The organism is Sphingomonas sp. Leaf33 (assembly GCF_001421785.1).
Classification (GTDB): Bacteria; Pseudomonadota; Alphaproteobacteria; order Sphingomonadales; family Sphingomonadaceae; genus Sphingomonas.
Window position 1 is genome coordinate 2,330,369 of sequence record NZ_LMLB01000001.1, and the last position, 18,081, is coordinate 2,348,449.

Here is an 18,081-nt window from a genome sequence, read left to right on the forward strand (position 1 = left end):
CGGCCCACACGCCAGCCTCTACACACGAACCGACGCAGCGCGTGGAAACGGTTACAGCGGAGAGGGCGACATGACGACACGGCCGGCACCCCAGACGGGGGCCAACACGACGGCGGCATTCGCCACCGTTACGACCCTGTTCTTCGCCTGGGGGTTCATCACCTCGCTGATCGACCCGCTGGTCGCGGCGGTGAAGGGCATCTTTTCGCTGACCGATCTCCAGGCACAGCTCAGCGCCTCGGCGTTCTTCATCGCGTACGGCGTGATGAGCTTCCCGGCCGCCGCGCTGCTCAGCCGACACAAGTCGGTGCCGACTGTCCTCATCGCACTGACGCTGATGATCGCCGGCTGCCTCATCATGCTGGGGGCGGCCAATGCGGCGATCTACACGCTGGTCCTGCTCGGTCTCTTCACGCTGGCGAGCGGCATCACGATCCTGCAGGTCGCCGCGAACCCGCTGGCAGCGGTGCTGGGCGATCCCTCGCGCAGCCATTTCCGCCTGACCTTCAGCCAGGCGTTCAACAGCCTCGGCACCTTCCTCGGTCCCTGGATCGGCGCGACGCTGTTCCTGAAGGGCGTCGAGGTGAAGGAAGGCACCGTCATTACCGAAGCCGTGCGCCAGACCGCGCTGGGCGGCATCGACCGCGCGTTCTTCTGGATCGCCGGGCTGCTGGTCCTTTTGGTGCTGTTCTTCTTCACGATGCGCAAGCTGGTCGCCGCCGCGGCACCCGACAGCGCCGCCCCCAAGGGCTTCGGTGCCGCGATCGGCGAGGCGCTCGCGTCGCGCTGGGCAGTGCTCGGGGGCCTAGGCATCTTCCTCTACGTCGGTGCGGAAGTCGCGATCGGGACGCAGATGGCCTTGTTCCTGAATTCCGACGCGATCTGGGGCCAGTCGGACGCGGCATTCGGCATCCCGCTGCTGGGTCTGGCCATGGGCAGCGACGGCGTTCCCGGCGTGTCGCTGCTGCAAGCCGGCAAGGCCGTGTCCTTCTACTGGGGCGGCGCGATGGTCGGGCGGATCGTCGGATCGGTGTTGCTGACCCGCTTCCCCGCCGCACGCCTGCTGGCGGTGTTTGCGGCGATCAATGTCGGCATCGCAAGCTACGTCCTGTTCGTCGGCGGCGTCGGCGCCGGTTTCGCCGCGCTGTCGATGGGCCTGTTCAATTCAATCATGTTCCCCGTCATCTTCACGCTGACGCTGGAACGTTCGACCGCCAGCCAGGAAGCGACGTCGGGGTTCCTGTGCTTCTCGATCGTCGGTGGCGCGGCGATCCCGCCGCTGACAGGGCTCGTGTCAGGCGCGACCGGCAGCTATGCGACGGCGTTCATCGTGCCGGCCGTCTGCTACGCCGCGCTGGTGGTGTTCGCGCTGGTCGCGGCGAGCGCAAAGGTGCGCAACGCGGGTGGGGCACCGACGACCGTTCACTAGCACGTACCGTTCGTGCTGAGCTTGTCGAAGCCCCGTTCTTTGCGCCGCGAGGTTATCGCGGACGTATTATAGAACGGCCCTTCGACAGGCTGAGGGCGAACGGGTTTAACCTTCCATCGCCTCCAGTTCCTTGCCCTTGGTCTCGTGGATGAACCTCTGGACCAGGAAGAAGCTGACGACCGCCGCTGCCGCATACAGGCTGTAGCTCACCGCCAGCCCCAGCCCCGCCGCCATCAACGGGAAGCTCTGCGCGACGAGGTAATTCGAGAACCACTGCGCGAAGCCGCAGACGGCCAGCGCCGAGCCGCGGATCTGGTTCGGGAACATCTCGCCCAGCATCACCCACATGATCGGGCCCCAGCTGACGTTGAAGAAGATGACGTACAGGTTGGCCGCGACCAGCGCGCTCGTGCCGAGGTCGCTCGACAGGCTGAGCTTGCCCGTCGCATCGACCGTTCCGCTGGCAAAGGCATAGACCAGCGCGATCAGCGTCGCCGCCATCCCCGCCGATCCGATCAACAGCAGCGGCTTGCGGCCGATCCGGTCGACCAGCGCGATCGTGATGAAGCACGCCGCGATCGACACCAGCCCCGAAACGATGTTGATCTGGAGCGACTGGTCCTCGCTGAACCCGGCCAGCTGCCACAGCGTCGCGCCGTAATAGAAGATGACGTTGATGCCGACCAGCTGCTGGAACACCGCCAGCAGCAGCCCCGCCCACAGGATCGGGCGGACGCGCCCCGTGGCGGGGTTCTTCAGGTCCGACAGGCGCGGTCGATGATCCTGGGAAAAGCTCGCGCGGATGTCGGTCAGCTTGGCGTCGGCCTCTGCCGGGCCGAACAAGCGCACAAGCACCGCACGAGCGTCGTCGGTGCGGCCCTTGGCGACCAGGTAGCGCGGACTTTCCGGGATCATCGTCAGCGCGACCAGGAACACCGCCGCAGGAAGGGCCTGCATCAGGTACATCCAGCGCCACGCGTCGATCCCCGCCCAGAACGGCGCGGTCGAGGTGCCGGCGGCCCGCGCGAGGAAATAGTTCACGACGAACGCCGCGGTCAGCCCGGTGATGATCATGATCTGCTGCACGGTCGTCATCCGCCCGCGGATGTTCGCCGGCGCGACTTCGGCGATATAGGCCGGCGAAAGGACGCTCGCCGCGCCGACCGCCATGCCGCCGCCGAAGCGCGCCAGGACGAACAGCCATTGTTCGTGCGCGACGCCCTGGACCAGCGCGCCGACCAGGAACAGCAGCGCGGCAAGCATCATCACCTTGCGCCGGCCCATCACGTCGGCCAGCCGCCCAGCCAGGAACGCGCCGACGAAACAGCCGATTAGCAGCGATCCGACGGTGAAGCCGAGGCCCGCCTCGGTCAGGCCGAACGTCGCCTTCAGCCCCGGCTGCGTTCCGTTCACCGCGCCGCTGTCATATCCGAACAGCAGACCGCCGATGGTCGCGACCGCGACGATCGCCGCGATGAATCCCGTGTTTGCGCGTTGTACCTGCACGGCCCCGCCCCTCTCCAGCTTTGTTAGCGCTATCTGACGACAGTCGCGTGGCGCTGGCAAGGCAGAAAGCGCGCCGCGTCAGCGGCCCAGCCGCACGCCGATCCACACCGTCCGCGGCGTCGCCCGTTCGACGATGCCGGTACCGGCCACCCCCGCCTCCACCCGTTCGTCGAACAGATTCTCGCCGCGAAGCTCGACCGCCAGCTTTGCGCCCAGCGGAATGGCGGCATAGGCGTCCAGCGTCGTTGCCGGCGCCAGCGTGCGGCTGTTGGCATCGTCCTCGAACTGGCGGGCGACGTGGCGCAGCGTCGTCGATAGCGCCATTCCGTCGCGGCGCCAGCCGACCGTGCCCGAAACGGCATCGCGCGGCGTCTGCGCGGGCCGCAGATCGTCGAGCGGAGCGGACGTTCCGCTCGCCGACACGCGTGGGTCGACATGGCTCCACGACAGTAACGCGAACGCCGGGCCGGTGTCGTAGCGGGCATCGAGTTCGAGCCCTGTCGACCTGATCGCATCCAGGTTGCGCCGCACGCGGTAAATGCCGTTGGCCGCGACGAAACCGACGCTGGCGAATGTCCCCGGCCCCCGCCCCTCTCCGACATTGGCGATGGCACCGCGCAATCGGTCACGAAACACGCTGACCCCGATCGATGCGCCCCGCACCGGCGTCAGGGTAACGCCCGCGTCGAATCCGGTCAGCCGTTCGGGCGACAGCGCAGCGTTGGCAGCGGTCGCGTCCGCCCCGACGCGGAACGGGCGGTAGAGTTCGTTGAGCGTCGGCAGCCGCCAGCCGCGATAGGCCGCAACGCGCAGCCTCACGGCCTCGACCGGCGCAAACGCCGCGCCCGCGCGGCCGGTCCATTCGGTGCCCGTGCGGTCGGCATAGACCGCATCGGTCAGCGGCGCACCACCGGCCAGCAGCGTCTCGCGCGTTCGCCCGTCGCTGATCCGCCAGCGATCGACCCGCCCGCCCAGCGTCAGCGTCACCGCACCGCGTTCGACGCTGGCGTCGGCGAACAGCCCCGTGGTCTGCGCCGACCCACCCGCCTCGCGGCGCCGCGTAGGGATGCCGGCCGCGTAGCTATAGAGTTCCTGCGTCCGCCCGGTCACGTCGCGCCAGTCGCCGCCCAGCCGCAGGTCGATGCCCGGTCCCATCGGCGGCACCAACTCCACCCGCGCGCCGAGCCCGGTCGCCGGCGTGTTGTACTGGTCGAGCGTCGGCGTGACGGTCGTGCGCGCGACATCGATCGCGGCGAACTGCGACGCGAAGCCACGGGTCTGGAGGTAGGCAAGCGCGGCAAACCCCCATCTCCCACGCCCCACCAGGCGCAGGCTTGCGTCGGCCCCTTCGCTGCGGTTGCGGGTGAAGGCCGTGCCCCGGTCGCGGACATCGGCAAAGGCGGCGACGTTCGCCTGGAGTTCCGTCGAGCCGCCCAGCGGCAACACCCCGCGAACCGCACCCGAGGCTTGCTCATACGGCGCGGCGCGATCGACCCGCCCCCGGCTTTCGGCGACCACGGGCACGAAGCCGTCGCCGCGCGCATAGGCAGCGGAGATCGTCGCGAACCCGCTGCCGCTGGTGACCAGCGCCGACGCATCGGCATCGACCGAATCGCGACTGCCATAGGCGATCGATCCGGCGATCGGCGCACCTGACCGGCCCGCACTTTCCAGCTCGACCGTCCCCGCCAGCGCGCCGGCCCCAAAATAGCCGCTGCCGCCGCCGCGCGTCACGCGGATCAGGCCGATGCGGTCAGTGGCATAGGCCGGCAAGGCGACCCAGCCGCCGAACGGATCGGCCTGCGGCACGCCATCCAGGATCAGCAGCGCACGGCTCGACGCGTTGCCGCCGATGCCGCGCAACGAAATACCCTGGCTGGTGGGATTGGCGCTGCGCGAATCGGATCGGCGGAATTGCTGAAGCCCGGCTGCGTCCGCCAGTACGGACTCCAGCCGCGCGCTGGCCGACTCCGCGATGCGCTCCGGCGCGATCGTGACCACGTCGAAAGCGGCGTCGCCCGGCCGCGGTGCAAGGCCGCGACCAGTGACGACGACGTCCGTCGTCTGTGCACGGGCCGGCACGGTGCCGGCAAGCAGAAGCAGGGCGACCGCCCCATAACGCGAAATGATGGTCGTTCCCCCGTAAGTCCCTGATCGCCCGAACGCGGCACGTCACCGGACGATCCGCCGATGCGCGTATGTACGGCCCACCCGACCGTTTCGCGCTTGTATCGATGCGCGTGCCCGCCCTACCAAGGGCCCGATAACAAAAGGGGCATGTCCATGAACCGTCGATCCTCGCGCGTGGCGCTGGCGCTGCTCGCCGCGTCCGCGCTCGTCGCCTGCGGGCAGAAGGAGGAGGCGAAGTCGGCCTCCTCGACGTCCGCAAGGCAGCCGGGCAAGCCGTATGACCGCAATCCCTTTCCTTCGACCTACCGCCCCTATCCCGGCGTGCCGACTGTGGTCCGCAACGTCACCGTCTATGACGGCGAAGGCGGGCGCATCGAAAACGGCCAGGTGCTGTTCGCCGACGGCAAGATCGTCGCGGTCGGCCAGTCGGTCGAGGCACCGGCCGGCGCGACCGTCATCGACGGCACCGGCAAGTGGGTGACCCCCGGCATCATCGATATCCACAGCCATCTGGGCGACTACCCCTCGCCCGGCGTCCAGGCGCATTCGGACGGTAACGAGGCGACGGGGCCGGTCACCGCCGACGTCTGGGCCGAACACAGCGTCTGGCCGCAGGACCCCGGCTTCAGCCGCGCGCTGGCCAACGGCGGCGTGACGACGCTGCAGATCCTGCCCGGCTCGGCCAACCTGATGGGCGGTCGATCGGTGGTGCTCAAGAACGTCTACGCCCGCACGATGCAGGGCATGAAGTTCCCCGGCGCGCCCTATGGTCTCAAGATGGCGTGTGGCGAGAACCCTAAGCGCGTCTATGGCTCGAAGGGCCGCCAGCCTTCCACCCGAATGGGCAACGTCGCGGTCGACCGCGCGACCTGGGCGCAGGCGTCCGAGTACAAGCGCCGCTGGGACAAGTACGAAAAGGACGGTGGCGAGCCGCCGACGCGCAACATCGCGATGGACACGCTGCGCGGCGTGCTGTCGGGCGATATCCTGGTCCAGAACCACTGCTACCGCGCCGACGAAATGGCCATCGTCATGGATATGGCGCAGGAATTCGGCTATAAGGTCAGCGCGTTCCACCATGCGGTCGAGGCGTACAAGATCGGCGATCTGCTGAAGGCCAACGGCACCTGCGCGGCCGTCTGGGCCGACTGGTACGGCTTCAAGATGGAAAGCTACGACGGCATCCACGAAAACCTGCCACTGCTGCACAAGGCGGGCGCGTGCGTGATGATCCATTCGGACGACGCCAACGGCATCCAGCGGCTGAACCAGGAAGTCGCCAAGGCGCTGAACGCCGGTCGTCGCGCCGGCATCCAGGTCAGCGACGAATTCGCGTGGACATGGCTGTCGCTCAACCCGGCCAAGGCGCTGGGCATCGACAACGTCACCGGCTCGCTGAAACCCGGCAAGATGGCCGACGTCGTCCTGTGGAACGGTAATCCGATGAGCGTCTACACCCGCCCCGAAAAGGTCTGGGTCGACGGCGCGATGCTGTACGACATGAACAATCCGAAACTGCGCCCGGTGAGCGATTTCGAGATCGGCCAGCCCGGCATGGGAGACGTCAAGTGAAGGCCCTGCTCCTCGCCGCCGCCGCGCTGATCGCGGCTCCTGCCGATGCGCAGACGATCGCGATCACCGGCGGCACGGTCGCGATCGGCGACGGCTCCGCACCGATCCCGAACGGCACCGTCGTCATCCGTGACGGGCGCGTCGTCGCGGCCGGATCGGGCGTCGCGGTGCCGGCGGGCGCGCAGACGGTCGATGCGACCGGCAAATGGGTGTCGGCGGGCATCGTGACCGGGATCGGCGACCTCGGGCTGGTCGATGCCGGCGGCGTCAGCGAAAGCAACGACACGTCCGCGCGCACGTCCCCCTATTCGGCGGCGATCGACGTCTCGACCTCGGTCAATCCGGAAACGGTGATGATCGCCAACGAGCGGCTGGGCGGCGTCACCCGCGCCTTCATCACCGGCGGTGGCGGCCAGTCGATCTTCGGTGGCCAGGGAGCGGTGATTGACCTGGGCGCCGATCCCGATCCGGTGACCCGCGCCCGGGCGTTCCAGGTCGTCCAGTTGGGCGAGGACGGCGCCCGCTCCGCCGGGGGGAGCCGTCCTGCGGCCTGGGCGGCGCTGACCGATGCGTTCGCCATGGCGCAGGATTACCGCCGCAACCCGGCGGGCTTCGACGGACGCAGCAAGGACGCGCTGCTGACCCGTGCCGATGCGCAGGCGCTGCTGAATGTCCTCGACGGCAAGGTGCCGCTGGTCGTCCGGGTCGAGCGCGCGAGCGACATTCGCCAGGTCCTGACGCTGCCGACGCGCTATCCGGGGATCAAGCTGATCCTGGCCGGCGCGACCGAAGGCTGGATGGTCGCGCGCGAGATCGCAGCGGCGAAGGTCCCCGTCCTCGCCTACGCGCTCGCCGACCTGCCGAGTTCGTTCGAACAGGTCGCGGCGACCGAAAGCAACGTCGGGCGCATGACGGCCGCGGGCGTCACCGTCGGCATCTATTTCGACGGGTCGGGCGGCGAGCATGTCGTGCGCCAGTTCGCGGGCAATCTGGTCGCGATCACGAAGGTGCCGGGATCGACCGGCCTCGACTGGGGCCGGGCGTTCGCCGCGATCACGTCGAAGCCTGCCGAAGTGATGGGCCTGGCGGGCGAGATCGGATCGTTGCGTCCCGGACGGCGCGCGGACGTGGTGGTGTGGGACGGCGATCCGCTGGAACTCGCCTCGCAACCGCTCGACATCTGGATCGACGGTCGCCCGCAGCCGATGACGTCGCGTCAGCGCCAGCTGCGCGACCGGTACATGAACGTCGTCGAAGGCGCGTTGCCCAAGGCGTATGATCGGTAATCCCGACCACCGTTCGGGCTGAGCCTGTCGAAGCCCTGCTCTTCTTCTACCCGCACCGGCGGCGCAGACGAAGGGAAGCATTTCGCCAAGCTCAGTGCGAACGGGGGTCCAGGGTTCGCACCCCCCGGCTATGCACCGCCTCGCCATCTACGACCTCGACCGCACGATCACCGCGGTGCCGACATGGACGCCGTTCCTGCTCCACGCCGCCTGGACGCGTGCGCCGTGGCGGCTGGCATTCGTGCCGGTCGTCATCGGGGCGATGCTCGTCTATCGCGCGGGGCTGATCGAGCGACGGACGCTGAAGCAGCTGATGCACCGGCTGCTGGTCGGCACGCTGACGCCCGACCAGTCCGCGACGCTCGCGCAATCCTTTGCCGACAGCTTCGCGCGCCACATCCGTAGCGGTGCGCGCGCGCAGATCGCCGCCGATCGCGCGGCGGGGTATCGCATCGTCGTCGCCTCCGCCGCGCATCGCTTCTACGCCGCGCGGATCGCCGCTGCGCTGGGCATCGACGACGTGATCGCGACCGAGGCGGAAATCGACGCACGTGGCCGCATCACCCCCCGCATTGCCGGACGGAATTGCTACGGCCCGGCCAAGCTGGCGATGATCGAGGCATGGATGGCCCGCGAGGGATTGGCGCGCGCCGACGCGCATGTCCGCTTCTATTCCGACCACGTGACCGACGAACCGACCTTCGCCTGGGCGGATGAGGCCATTGCGGTCAACCCGCACGCGAAGCTGCGCACGCTGGCGGAGGCGCGCGGTTGGCCTATCGTCGACTGGCGATGATCGCGCGGACATCGGCCAGGTCGGACGCCTTGTCGACATCGACCGCGGCCAGGCCGTCGCGCGCCGCCACGGCTGCTGCGCGCACGTTCGCCGTCTGTCCCAGCCGCCCGACCGCATCGGCCAGCGTCAGCCGCCCGACCAGATAGCGCAGCAGCGTTCCCACCCCGAACCGCCGCACGATCCGCCACGGCCGCTTGCGATCCGCCTCCACTGCGCGCCACACCCCGATCGCGCGGGCTGCATCCGGCGTGGCGAGGTAAAACAGGTTGCACCCCGACCACGCTCCATCGGCGAAGCGCAGATAGGTCCGTCGCGTGTCGCGCATCGCCGCCTCGATCCGTCCCCGCTCCGCCAGTAGCACGGCGATGTCGGCGTCCGCGGGGACGTCGCGCAGGAAGTCCGAAATCCACTCCGGCTCCAGCAGCGCATGATCGGCGGTCGTCACCAGCAGAGGCGTGCCGAGCGCCGCCAGCGCAGTCGCCACGCTGTCGCTCGGCCCGGCCGCGGGCGGCAGGACGCGCAGGCCAAGCCGCGTGGCAAGCGCGATCACCGCCGGGTCGTTGGCCGACACCGCGACGGTGTCAGCGCCTGCGTGTCCCACCGCATCGGCGACGCGTTCTAGCATCGTCCGGCCATCGACCACGATCAGCGCCTTGTGCGCGACGCCCTCTGCCAAGGCGACGGCATCGACCATGCCGTCGCGCGATCCCGCGAGAATGACCGCGGTGAATGTCACGACCGCGCCCGCCACACACGCCACAGCACGCCGGGTGCGGCGAGCACCGGATGACGCTCGCGAAACGGCGTGATCGGCACGACGACGCCGGTGTGCCGCTCGATCTTCCACGCCGCGTAGCGTGCGGCCCCGTCGAAAGTGAACGCGGCCCGCACCAGTCGGACGATGTTGAGCGGACGGCCCAGCCGCTGGCGGCGACGCCACCGGCGCAGGATCGCGGCACGATCGCCATCGCCCAGTCTCACCGCCAGCGTGCCATCCGCACCGGCATCGAACCGGAGCCCGCCAGCTGCCCACGCCGCGGGCAGCAGCGCGGTCAGATGCGCGCCGTGGACGCTCATGATCTGTTCCTCACGCCCCTTGGCCTCGACGCGCAGTTCGGCGGCATAGGTCGCGCGGAACAGGGCTCGCCAATAGCCGCCGGCGGGTGCCGTCGCCGGGCCAAGCGCGGCGGCATAGCGGCCCGCGGTCACTGCCGCCGCCGCAATCGCTCGCTCGACCCGCGGCCTGGCATCGTCCGTCGCCCACGCCAGAGCGGCCGGCTGTACGAACCGCGTCCAGATCGTTGTGTCGATCGTGCGATCGGCCGCCGCCGCGGCAAAGGTCGCGAGCGTCATCGTCGCGATCTTGGCACGCAGCCCGTTCCATTCGCGATACCCGACCCGCGGCCACAGTCCACGTTCGCGCGGACCATCGGTCAGCACGTAGAAATCGAGCACGCCCTCGAGCGACCCCGTCCGCAGGTTCGAGCCGTAGAACAGGACGGCGACCGCATCCGCCGATCGTGCGAGTTCGGCCGCGAACGCCCGCACCCGATCCACCATCGGCCGGTCGAGCGACGCCGCGACCAGCGCGGCAAGATCGTCGGTCACGAAACGACGAAGCGCAGCGGCACGCCTTGCGACACGCGATAGGCGCCGCCGGGGAATATCTCGCCGTCGAGAATGAAGCCGGCACTGACATCGACGTCGAACGCACTGGCATCGATGCGGTGGTATCCGCGCGTTTCCAGCCACGCACCCTCGTGGCCTGCCAGCAGGAACGGCACGCTGGTCGCCAGGCCACGCGGCGGCGCATCGACCACCAGGCTCTTCAAGCCCGGCCGCTTGCGCCCGAACGGTTTCAGGCCGACCGGCAGCCGCTCCAGCGTGGAGGCGAGCATCATGTAGCGCGCCGTATCGCTGGCGGTCGTCGCGCCGTGGAGCGCGCGGGCGTCGTTCGAATAGCGGAGCGCAATCCGGCTGCCGCGGCGCCAACGATTATCGGCACGGCCGAACAGCGTCGATCCGATCGCCCCCGCCAGCGCCAGCCCGACCGCCAGGCCGTTGAACGCCCCTGCGCGGTGGGTGTGCTGCGCGAGTTCGGTCGCATCGACGAACCCACCCGCGCCGAACAGGAACCCGCGAACGCGCGGTCGCGCCGCCTCCCGATCGACGATTTCCACCGGGCTGCGCAGGACCGTACGGCCCCCGACTGCCGCCGCCATCGCATCGTCCAGCGTCCAATCCGCCGGCAGTCCCAGGTCGATCCCGAGCGCGTTGGTCTTGCCGCTGGGCAGGATGGCGACGTCAGGCCACTGCGCCCCGAAGCTGTCGCCGGCGCAGGTCAGGACATCGCGGATCGTCCCGTCCCCGCCGTCGATGACAAGCAGATCGATCCCGCGGCGGGCGAACATCGCCAGCGCGTCGCGCAACGCCTCGCGGGTGGTCGGCGATTCGGCGATGACGTTGGGACGAAATTGCAGACCGTGGTTCGATCCGACATTGCGGCGGCTGCGCGGATTGCGGATCAGGCCGACCAGGCGCGGCGTCGTCCCGGAACGATGGGTACGCCCGACCAGCCCACGCGGACTAGCCGCGTCGGGGGCCGCAAACGCCAGGCGCGGCAAGGCAAGGCTGTCGTAGATCGATGGTTTCACAGTAAGCCGGCAGTTGGTTAGCCGACTAACGCTACGCAACCCTTTTCGACCCCTGGCATGACAAATTTATTACGGCTGTGTTGCAAATAATTCACTCTGGATCAGGGGAGCGCCAGGATCGCCGCAGCCGCGCGCGCCGCTGCCGGGCGGTCGGACGGCGCGAACGTCCGCGCGAAGGCGTCCTGCTGGGCCGCGTCGAATCGGTGCGGATCGGCCAGCGCCCGGTCGATCGCGGCGTTCAGGTCGGCCATGTCGTCGATGACCTCGCCCAGATGCCAATGGGCGAAATTGGGGTCGTTCCGCCAAACGATCCCTTCCGGGTTCAGGAAGATCGCCGGGCGCGGGCGGGCGATCCATTCGTAGATCTGGCTGGACCCGTCGCCGATGTAGATGTCGGCGCCCAGCGTGTAGGTCATGTCGACCGACCGCGCACTGCCCGGATCGACGATCAGCCCGTCCCTTCCCGCCCACCGCGCCGGGATGTCGCGTCGCCAGTGGACACGCCGGTGCTCGAGGGAGGCATGGATGCGGCGCTGGAACAGCATGACGTGCGGCGCCACCGCTAGGTCGACGTCGCGCCGCGCGACGATCGTATCGACCACCGCTTCCCCCCAGCAATACCAGCTGCTTAACAGCGGATCGAAATGCGGATTGTAAAGAATGACCGGGCGGTCATCATCGAACAGGCCGGGGCGGAGGGTCAGATCGACCGTGTCGAACTTCGGGTATCCGACGATCGCGTGATTATCGGGCGTGATGAGTTCCATCGCCAGCATCCGGTCGCGAACCTTTGCTCCGGACAGAAGAACCAGATCGAACCCCCTCATCACGCTGCGAAATCCAACCGAGCGATCACCTGCCCCGTGCGGAATCCAGACATATTTCAGGTCGGTCAGACCGAACCGGTCCCGCAACAGCAGGCTGGTCGTCTCAGGCACGACCAGCGCGTCGAGCTTGGCAAACTCGGCCACGTTCTCGCGCAGCACCGCGACGCGGCGAAACGGCGCGATCCAGCGCAGCCCGGCGTCGAGCACGCGCGCGACCGGGCCGATGTCGAGCGCGACAAAGCGCACTCGCGCCGTCGCCGCCGGGCCGATCAGGTCGCGGACGCGTGCGGCCTGCGCCGCGCTGGATGTCAGGACGGTGACCTCGGCGCGGGATTCGCTGGCCAGCGCGACGATTACCGGCGCGGTATGGCTGACCTGATGCAGTGCATCGTGATTGTACAGGAAGCCGATCTTCACCGGTGGCGCGTCCGCGGGGTCGGCGATATGGGGCTTGTCATGCGCATCGTGTGCGACATCTAGGACCTTGGCCGCGGAAGAAAAGGTCGCGAGCCCGTTCCGGCGGGCATTGCGCAACGTCGGCTGGCTGCTGACGGGCAAGGGGCTCGGCGCGGTGTTGAGCCTCGTCTACCTCGGCCTCGCCACGCGCACGCTGGGACCGGAGGGGTTTGGCCAGTTCATGCTGATCCTGTCGATCGGCCAGGCGGTGGCGGCGATGATGCTGTTCCAGTCGTGGCAGGTGGTCGTCCGCTACGGCGTGCCGCTGCAGGCGACCGGCGACAGCGCAGCGCTCGGGCGACTCGTGCGCTTCTGCGCGCTGCTCGATGCCAGTGCGGCGATCGCGGGGTGCGTGGTCGTAACGCTCATCCTGCTCGCGCTCGATGCCCGGCTGGGCTGGGACGACCGGATGACGCGCGACGCGATGATCTTCTGCGCAGTGCTGATGCTGTCGATCCGTTCCAGCGCCATCGGCGTGCTGCGCCTGTTCGATCGCTACGGGATCGGCGCCGCCGCTGAATCGACGACGCCGGTGATGCGCTTCGTCGGCGCGGCGATCGTCGTCGCGTCGGGACCCAGCGTACGCGGCTTCCTGATCGCGTGGGGAGCGGCCGAAATCCTGACGGCGCTCGTCCACTGGCGTGCGGTCTGGCGTGTTGCGCCGGGGTTGATGCGCGGGTGGCGCGGCAGCGGCGGCGTCTGGCGCGAACATCCCGGGCTGATGCGGTTTGCGGCACTGACCAACGTATCGGCAACGCTGAATGCGGTGGGGCGGCAGGGCGTGGTCGTCGTCGTTGGGCTGGTCACCGGGCCGGCGGCGGCGGGTGCCTATCGCCTGGCGTTCCAGTTGAGCCAGGCGCTGGCGCAGATCGCCGAGATGTTTTCGCGCGGAATCTTTCCCGAATTCAGCCGCGCCGACCGCGCCACATCGCGCGACGATCTGCGACGCCTGTTCCGCCAGTCGACCCGGCTGACGTTGGCGGTTGGGGCGGTCATTTGCCTCGCCGTACCGATCCTTGGGGAACCGGCGCTGCATCTGGTCGGCGGCAAGGCCTATACCGCCGCCTGGCCGCTGGTGCTGGTGCTGAGCCTGTCGGTCGCGATCGACGTGATGGGGATCGGGTTCGAACCGATGCTGATCGGGACGGGGCGCGCAGGCACCGCCTTCCGCATCCGGCTCTCGGCGGTCGGCGTGCTCGTGCTGGCGGCGATGGTGCTGGTCCCGCGGTTCGAGGCGCTGGGGGCGGCGCTGGCGACACTGGCGGCCTCGGTGGCGGCACTGGCGATGCTGTGGCCGGCAGCGATGCGCGCGGTGCGGGACTGAGGCGCTTGTGTCGTCATTCCCGCGAAGGCGGGAATAAATTCCGGCTGAATGCAGTAAGACTCACGACGTTCAGCGATTATTGCTCCCCGCCTTCGCGGGGATAACGGTTGTGAGGGAGTTGCACCCCGTTCACGCTCCGCTACCATCCGCCGATGACAGGCCAATTTGCCCCGCTCGACTGGATCGTCGTCGCTGCATATGTCGCCGCGCTGGTCGTCGGCGGCTATGCTTTCTCGCGACGGCGGACGGCGGATGCGGAGGAGTATTTCCTCGCCGGCCATACCGTGCCCGCATGGCTGGCAGCGGTGTCAGTGCTGTCGGCGACGCAGTCGGCCGCGACCTTCCTCGGCGGGCCGGATTATGGATACCGGAGCGACTACACCTACCTCGGCGGCGTGCTGAGTTCGGTGTTTGCCGCGCTGTTCGTCGCGAAAGTGCTGATCCCGCGCTTCTACGCGGCGCGCGTGACGACGGTATACGAGTTGCTCGGCCAGCGGTTCGACGCCCGGGCAAAGCGGGCGGCGGGCGGCATGTTCCTGGTCGGGCGCGTGCTGGCGGGCGGCGCGCGCGTGTATCTGGCGGCGATCGCCATCGCGATGGTGATGTTGTCCAGCGTATCTGCTGCCAGCATCATGTTGGCCGCCGCTGCTGTGATGGTCGCGGCGTTCCTGTTCACCTTCGTCGGGGGCTTGCGCTCGGTGCTGTGGAACGACCTGATCCAGTTCGTGATCTACGTCGGCTCGGCGATCGCGGTGTTCGTGTTCCTGTGGACGTCGATTCCCGCCAGCACGCCGCAGATCGTCGATGCGCTGGCGGCCGAGCATAAATTGCTGCTGTTCGATCCCTCCACCGACCTCGCCAAGCCGTTCACGATCCTGTCGATCTTTACCGGCCTGTTCCTGCTCAACGTCGCCAATGCCGGGCTCGACCAGGATACGACGCAGCGCCTGCTCGCGTCGCCCGATGCGAAGACCGGGGCGCGGGGGCTCATGATGTCGGCGATCGCGTCGATCCCGATCATCGCAATGTTCATCACCATCGGCCTGCTGCTCCACATCTTCTACAACCGCCCCGACCTGATGGGCAGCGCGAACGTCGCGGCCACGCGGTTCTCGGGCGAAAAGGTCACGGTGTTTGTCCATTACATCCTGACACAGATCCCGCCGGGCCTGCGCGGGCTTGTAACGATCGGCGTGACGGCGGCGGCGGTGGCGACCACCAACTCGGCGCTGAACGCTATGTCGTCGGTGCTGATCACCGACTTTTATCGCCCTTGGCGCGAGCGGACGGCGGGGAAGCCGGAGCGTCACTATGTCCACGCCGGGCGCTGGGGAATGGGGATCGTCGGGCTCGCGATGTTCGGGGCGGCCGTGCTGAGCTTCTACTGGCAGCGCTATACCGACACGCCGCTGCTGGAATTCGCGCTGAGCGTGATGAGCTTCGCCTATGCGGGATTGCTGGGTGTCTACGCGGTCGCGGTGTTCACCACGCGCGGGACGACGGGCTCGGTCATCGCCGCGCTCGTCGGCGGGTTCGTGACGGTGTTGCTGTTGCAGCCGTGGATGGGATTGGAGCTAACCACCCTCGCCTTCCCGTACCAGCTATGCGTCGGGACGCTGGTGGCGACGGTGATTGCGGCCATCCCCAAGTCCCGCTTATCCTGAGGGCAAGTACCTCCCCCGCTCCGTTCGTGCTGAGCTTGTCGAAGCACCGTCTTTCTTCTTCGTGCACCTTGCCTGCCGCACGAAGAAGGGTAGCACTACGACAAGCTCAGTGCGAACGGAAGGGGGCGGGGCTATTTCGCGAACCGCACCGGCACCGATTTCGCCGCGGGCACATGGCTTTCCTCGGCGTGGTGCTCGACCGGCATCAGCACGTTGCACTCCGGGTAATAGGCGCCCAGGCACCCCCGTGGGATGCTGTAGGGTGTCACAACCAGCCCCGCGCGGCGGCGGTCGTGGTTGTCGTCGGCGTCGCTGACAAGCGTCACGACCTGCCCTTCGTGCAGACCCTCCGCGGCGATGTCCGCGCTGTTCATGAAAAGCACGTCGCGGGTGCCGTTCACGCCGCGGAAACGGTCGTAATAGCCATAGATCGTCGTGTTGAACTGATCGTTTGACCGCAGCGTCATCAGCCGGAACCGCCCGGCTTTATCGGCGAAGCCCGTCGCCGACAGCTCGCCCGGCACCAGGAATTCGGCCTTGCCGGTCTTCGTCTCCCAGATGCGCTCCGACGCCGGATTGCCCTTCCAGAAGCCGCCGGGTTCGAACAGCCGGTCGTTGAAGTTGGCGAACTTGTCCGGATACGTCGCCTCGATCGCGTCGCGAACCCGCGCATAATCGGCGACCCAGGCGTCCCAGTTCACGCGGTCGTTCGGCGGGCAGATTCGCTTGGCTATGGCCCCGACGATCGCCGGTTCCGACAGGAGATGCGGGCTGGCCGGCTTCGCCTTGCCGCGCGATCCATGAATGCAGCTGGTCGAATCCTCGACCGTGACGACCTGCGGGCCCGACGCCTGCACATCCTCCTCGATCCGCCCCAGGCACGGCAGCAGATAAGTGACGCGCCCGGCGAACAGGTGGTTGCGGTTGAGCTTCGTCGCGATCTGGACCGACACGTCTAGCTTCGGCCAGGCATCCTCCATCAGCCCGGTCTCGGGCACGGCGCGCAGGAAATTGCCGCCGAGACCGATCAGCGCCTTTACGCTGCCGTCGATGATCCCGCGGCACGCCTCGACTGTGTCCAGCCCCTTCTCGGTCGGGGGCGAGAAGCCATAGAGTTCCCTCAACTTCTCGACCGGCGCCAGCTCGGTCTTCTCGGTGATCCCGACGGTGCGTTGCCCCTGCACGTTTGAATGGCCACGCACCGGCGTCGGGCCGGCCCCGGGGCGTCCGATGTTCCCGCGCATCAGCAGCAGGTTTACGAGCATCCGGACGTTGTCGACGCCCTTCACATGCTGCGTCAGGCCCATGCCGTAGATGCCGAGCACGGCCTTCGACCGGGCATAAACGCCCGCCGCCTGCTCGATCGCGTCGCGGGTCAGCCCACTCTCCGCCTGGATCGCGTCCCAGTCGGCCGCACGGACATGGTCGGCAAAGGCGGCGAAATCATGCGTATGCTGGTCGATGAACGCATGATCGAGAACAGCTGGATCGCCGGCCGCCCGCGCCGCGTCATCCCATTCGACCAGGAACTTGGCGAGCCCCGTCATCGCCGCGATGTCGCCGCCCGCGCGGACCTGGTGATATTGCGTGGCGATCCGCGTTTCGGTCAGCGTCGCCATCTCGACCGGGTTCTGCGGATCCGTGAAGCGCTCCAGCCCGCGTTCCTTGAGCGGATTGAACACGACGATCTCGCAGCCGCGATGCCGCGCGGCACGCAGGTCGTGAAGCATCCGGGGGGAGTTCGACCCGACATTCTGTCCGAAGAAGAAGATCGCGTCGCACGTCTCGAAATCCTCGAGCCGCGTCGTCCCCACCGGCACGCCGATCGCCGCCTTCAACCCGACCGACGTCGATTCGTGGCACATGTTCGAGCTGTCGGGCAGGTTCTGGTTGCCGTACAGGCGCGCCATCAGCGCCCACATGTACGACGTCTCCAGGCTCGCGCGACCCGAAGCGTAGAAGACGACCGACTTGGGATCGAGCGCCTTCAACGCAGCCCCGATCGCGTCGAACGCATCGCCCCAGTCGCAGGCGACATATTTGTCGGTGGCCGCGTCATAGCGCAGAGGGTGCGTCAGCCGCCCCTGCTGCTCCAGGTCGTAGTCGGGCCATGTCCGCAGCTGGGTCAGCGTGTGCTTGGCGAAGAATTCGGGCGTGGTGCGCAGCGACGTCAGCTCCCACGCGGTCGCCTTTGCGCCCTCCTCGCAGAACTCGGCGACGTGGTGCTCGGCGGGCTTCGGCCACGCGCAGCTCGCGCAGGCGACGCCCTTGGGCTTGTTGAGCCGCGTCAGCTCGCGGATGCCCTCGGGTCCCACCTTCTCGCGCTTCAGGATTTCGGCGACCGAACGCATCGATCCCCATCCGCCGGCAGGCCCCCAATAGCCACCCGGGCGCGATGTCGATTTCCTGCCCGCCATGTGCGCCCTCTTCCGTCCTG

The 18,081-nt window shown here is 68.2% G+C and carries 13 protein-coding genes; 6 read left to right on the forward strand and 7 right to left on the reverse strand.

The genetic code is table 11. From position 1 onward, the window contains the following. Positions 1-70: 70 nt before the first annotated feature. Positions 71-1,429, forward strand: coding sequence for an MFS transporter (locus ASE86_RS11465; RefSeq protein ID WP_056426136.1), 1,359 nt, complete (start codon positions 71-73; stop codon positions 1,427-1,429). 105 nt (positions 1,430-1,534) lie between these two features. Here ASE86_RS11465 and ASE86_RS11470 read toward each other — a convergent pair whose 3' ends face one another. Further along, entirely contained in the window at positions 1,535-2,953 is a 1,419-nt protein-coding gene (locus ASE86_RS11470) for a sugar porter family MFS transporter (RefSeq protein WP_414881282.1), read from the reverse strand. A 60-nt stretch (positions 2,954-3,013) separates the two neighbouring features. Further along, positions 3,014-5,017, reverse strand: coding sequence for a TonB-dependent receptor (locus ASE86_RS11475; protein ID WP_235524052.1), 2,004 nt, complete (start codon positions 5,015-5,017; stop codon positions 3,014-3,016). A 201-nt stretch (positions 5,018-5,218) separates the two neighbouring features. On the opposite strand from ASE86_RS11475, the gene ASE86_RS11480 reads away from it, so the two are divergent. The 3 genes from ASE86_RS11480 (at position 5,219) to ASE86_RS11490 (ending at position 8,719) form a co-directional block, all read left to right on the forward strand. Then, complete coding sequence (locus ASE86_RS11480) at positions 5,219-6,637, forward strand: amidohydrolase (protein WP_056426145.1); 1,419 nt, start codon at positions 5,219-5,221, stop codon at positions 6,635-6,637. Continuing rightward, complete coding sequence (locus ASE86_RS11485; RefSeq protein ID WP_056426149.1) at positions 6,634-7,923, forward strand: amidohydrolase family protein; 1,290 nt, start codon at positions 6,634-6,636, stop codon at positions 7,921-7,923. The genes ASE86_RS11480 and ASE86_RS11485 overlap by 4 nt, the downstream gene beginning before the upstream one ends. Positions 7,924-8,053: 130 nt before the next feature. Then, positions 8,054-8,719, forward strand: a complete 666-nt coding sequence (locus ASE86_RS11490) for an HAD family hydrolase (RefSeq protein ID WP_056426153.1) — start codon at positions 8,054-8,056, stop codon at positions 8,717-8,719. Here the strand turns inward: ASE86_RS11490 and ASE86_RS11495 are convergent. The 4 genes from ASE86_RS11495 to ASE86_RS11510 form a co-directional block, all read right to left on the reverse strand. Next, on the reverse strand, positions 8,700-9,455 hold the full coding sequence (locus ASE86_RS11495; protein WP_156347104.1) for a nucleotidyltransferase family protein: 756 nt from the start codon (positions 9,453-9,455) through the stop codon (positions 8,700-8,702). The genes ASE86_RS11490 and ASE86_RS11495 overlap by 20 nt on opposite strands. After that, positions 9,452-10,327: a hypothetical protein gene (locus ASE86_RS11500; protein ID WP_056426154.1), complete on the reverse strand. Its 876-nt coding sequence runs from the start codon at positions 10,325-10,327 to the stop codon at positions 9,452-9,454. Before ASE86_RS11500 ends, ASE86_RS11495 begins: the two co-directional genes overlap by 4 nt. Next, entirely contained in the window at positions 10,324-11,373 is a 1,050-nt protein-coding gene (locus ASE86_RS11505) for a diacylglycerol/lipid kinase family protein (protein ID WP_156347105.1), read from the reverse strand. Before ASE86_RS11505 ends, ASE86_RS11500 begins: the two co-directional genes overlap by 4 nt. Positions 11,374-11,474: 101 nt before the next feature. Next, on the reverse strand, positions 11,475-12,617 hold the full coding sequence (locus ASE86_RS11510) for a hypothetical protein (RefSeq protein WP_156347106.1): 1,143 nt from the start codon (positions 12,615-12,617) through the stop codon (positions 11,475-11,477). 67 nt (positions 12,618-12,684) lie between these two features. On the opposite strand from ASE86_RS11510, the gene ASE86_RS11515 reads away from it, so the two are divergent. Beyond that, positions 12,685-13,980, forward strand: coding sequence for a lipopolysaccharide biosynthesis protein (locus ASE86_RS11515; protein ID WP_162233331.1), 1,296 nt, complete (start codon positions 12,685-12,687; stop codon positions 13,978-13,980). A gap of 152 nt (positions 13,981-14,132) precedes the next feature. Continuing rightward, a complete protein-coding gene (locus ASE86_RS11520; protein ID WP_056426163.1) occupies positions 14,133-15,644 on the forward strand; it encodes a sodium:solute symporter family transporter in 1,512 nt (503 codons plus the stop codon). Positions 15,645-15,775: 131 nt separating this feature from the next. Here the strand turns inward: ASE86_RS11520 and ASE86_RS11525 are convergent, their stop codons facing one another. Beyond that, positions 15,776-18,061: an FdhF/YdeP family oxidoreductase gene (locus ASE86_RS11525; protein WP_056426165.1), complete on the reverse strand. Its 2,286-nt coding sequence runs from the start codon at positions 18,059-18,061 to the stop codon at positions 15,776-15,778. Positions 18,062-18,081 lie beyond the last annotated feature (20 nt).

Coding starts and splice junctions, on each gene's coding strand:
- ASE86_RS11465 (WP_056426136.1), top strand. CDS start 71: ATGACGACACGGCCGGCACCCCAGACGGGGGCCAACACGACGGCGGCA.
- ASE86_RS11480 (WP_056426145.1), top strand. CDS start 5,219: ATGAACCGTCGATCCTCGCGCGTGGCGCTGGCGCTGCTCGCCGCGTCC.
- ASE86_RS11490 (WP_056426153.1), top strand. CDS start 8,054: ATGCACCGCCTCGCCATCTACGACCTCGACCGCACGATCACCGCGGTG.
- ASE86_RS11520 (WP_056426163.1), top strand. CDS start 14,133: ATGACAGGCCAATTTGCCCCGCTCGACTGGATCGTCGTCGCTGCATAT.
- ASE86_RS11525 (WP_056426165.1), bottom strand. CDS start 18,061: ATGGCGGGCAGGAAATCGACATCGCGCCCGGGTGGCTATTGGGGGCCT.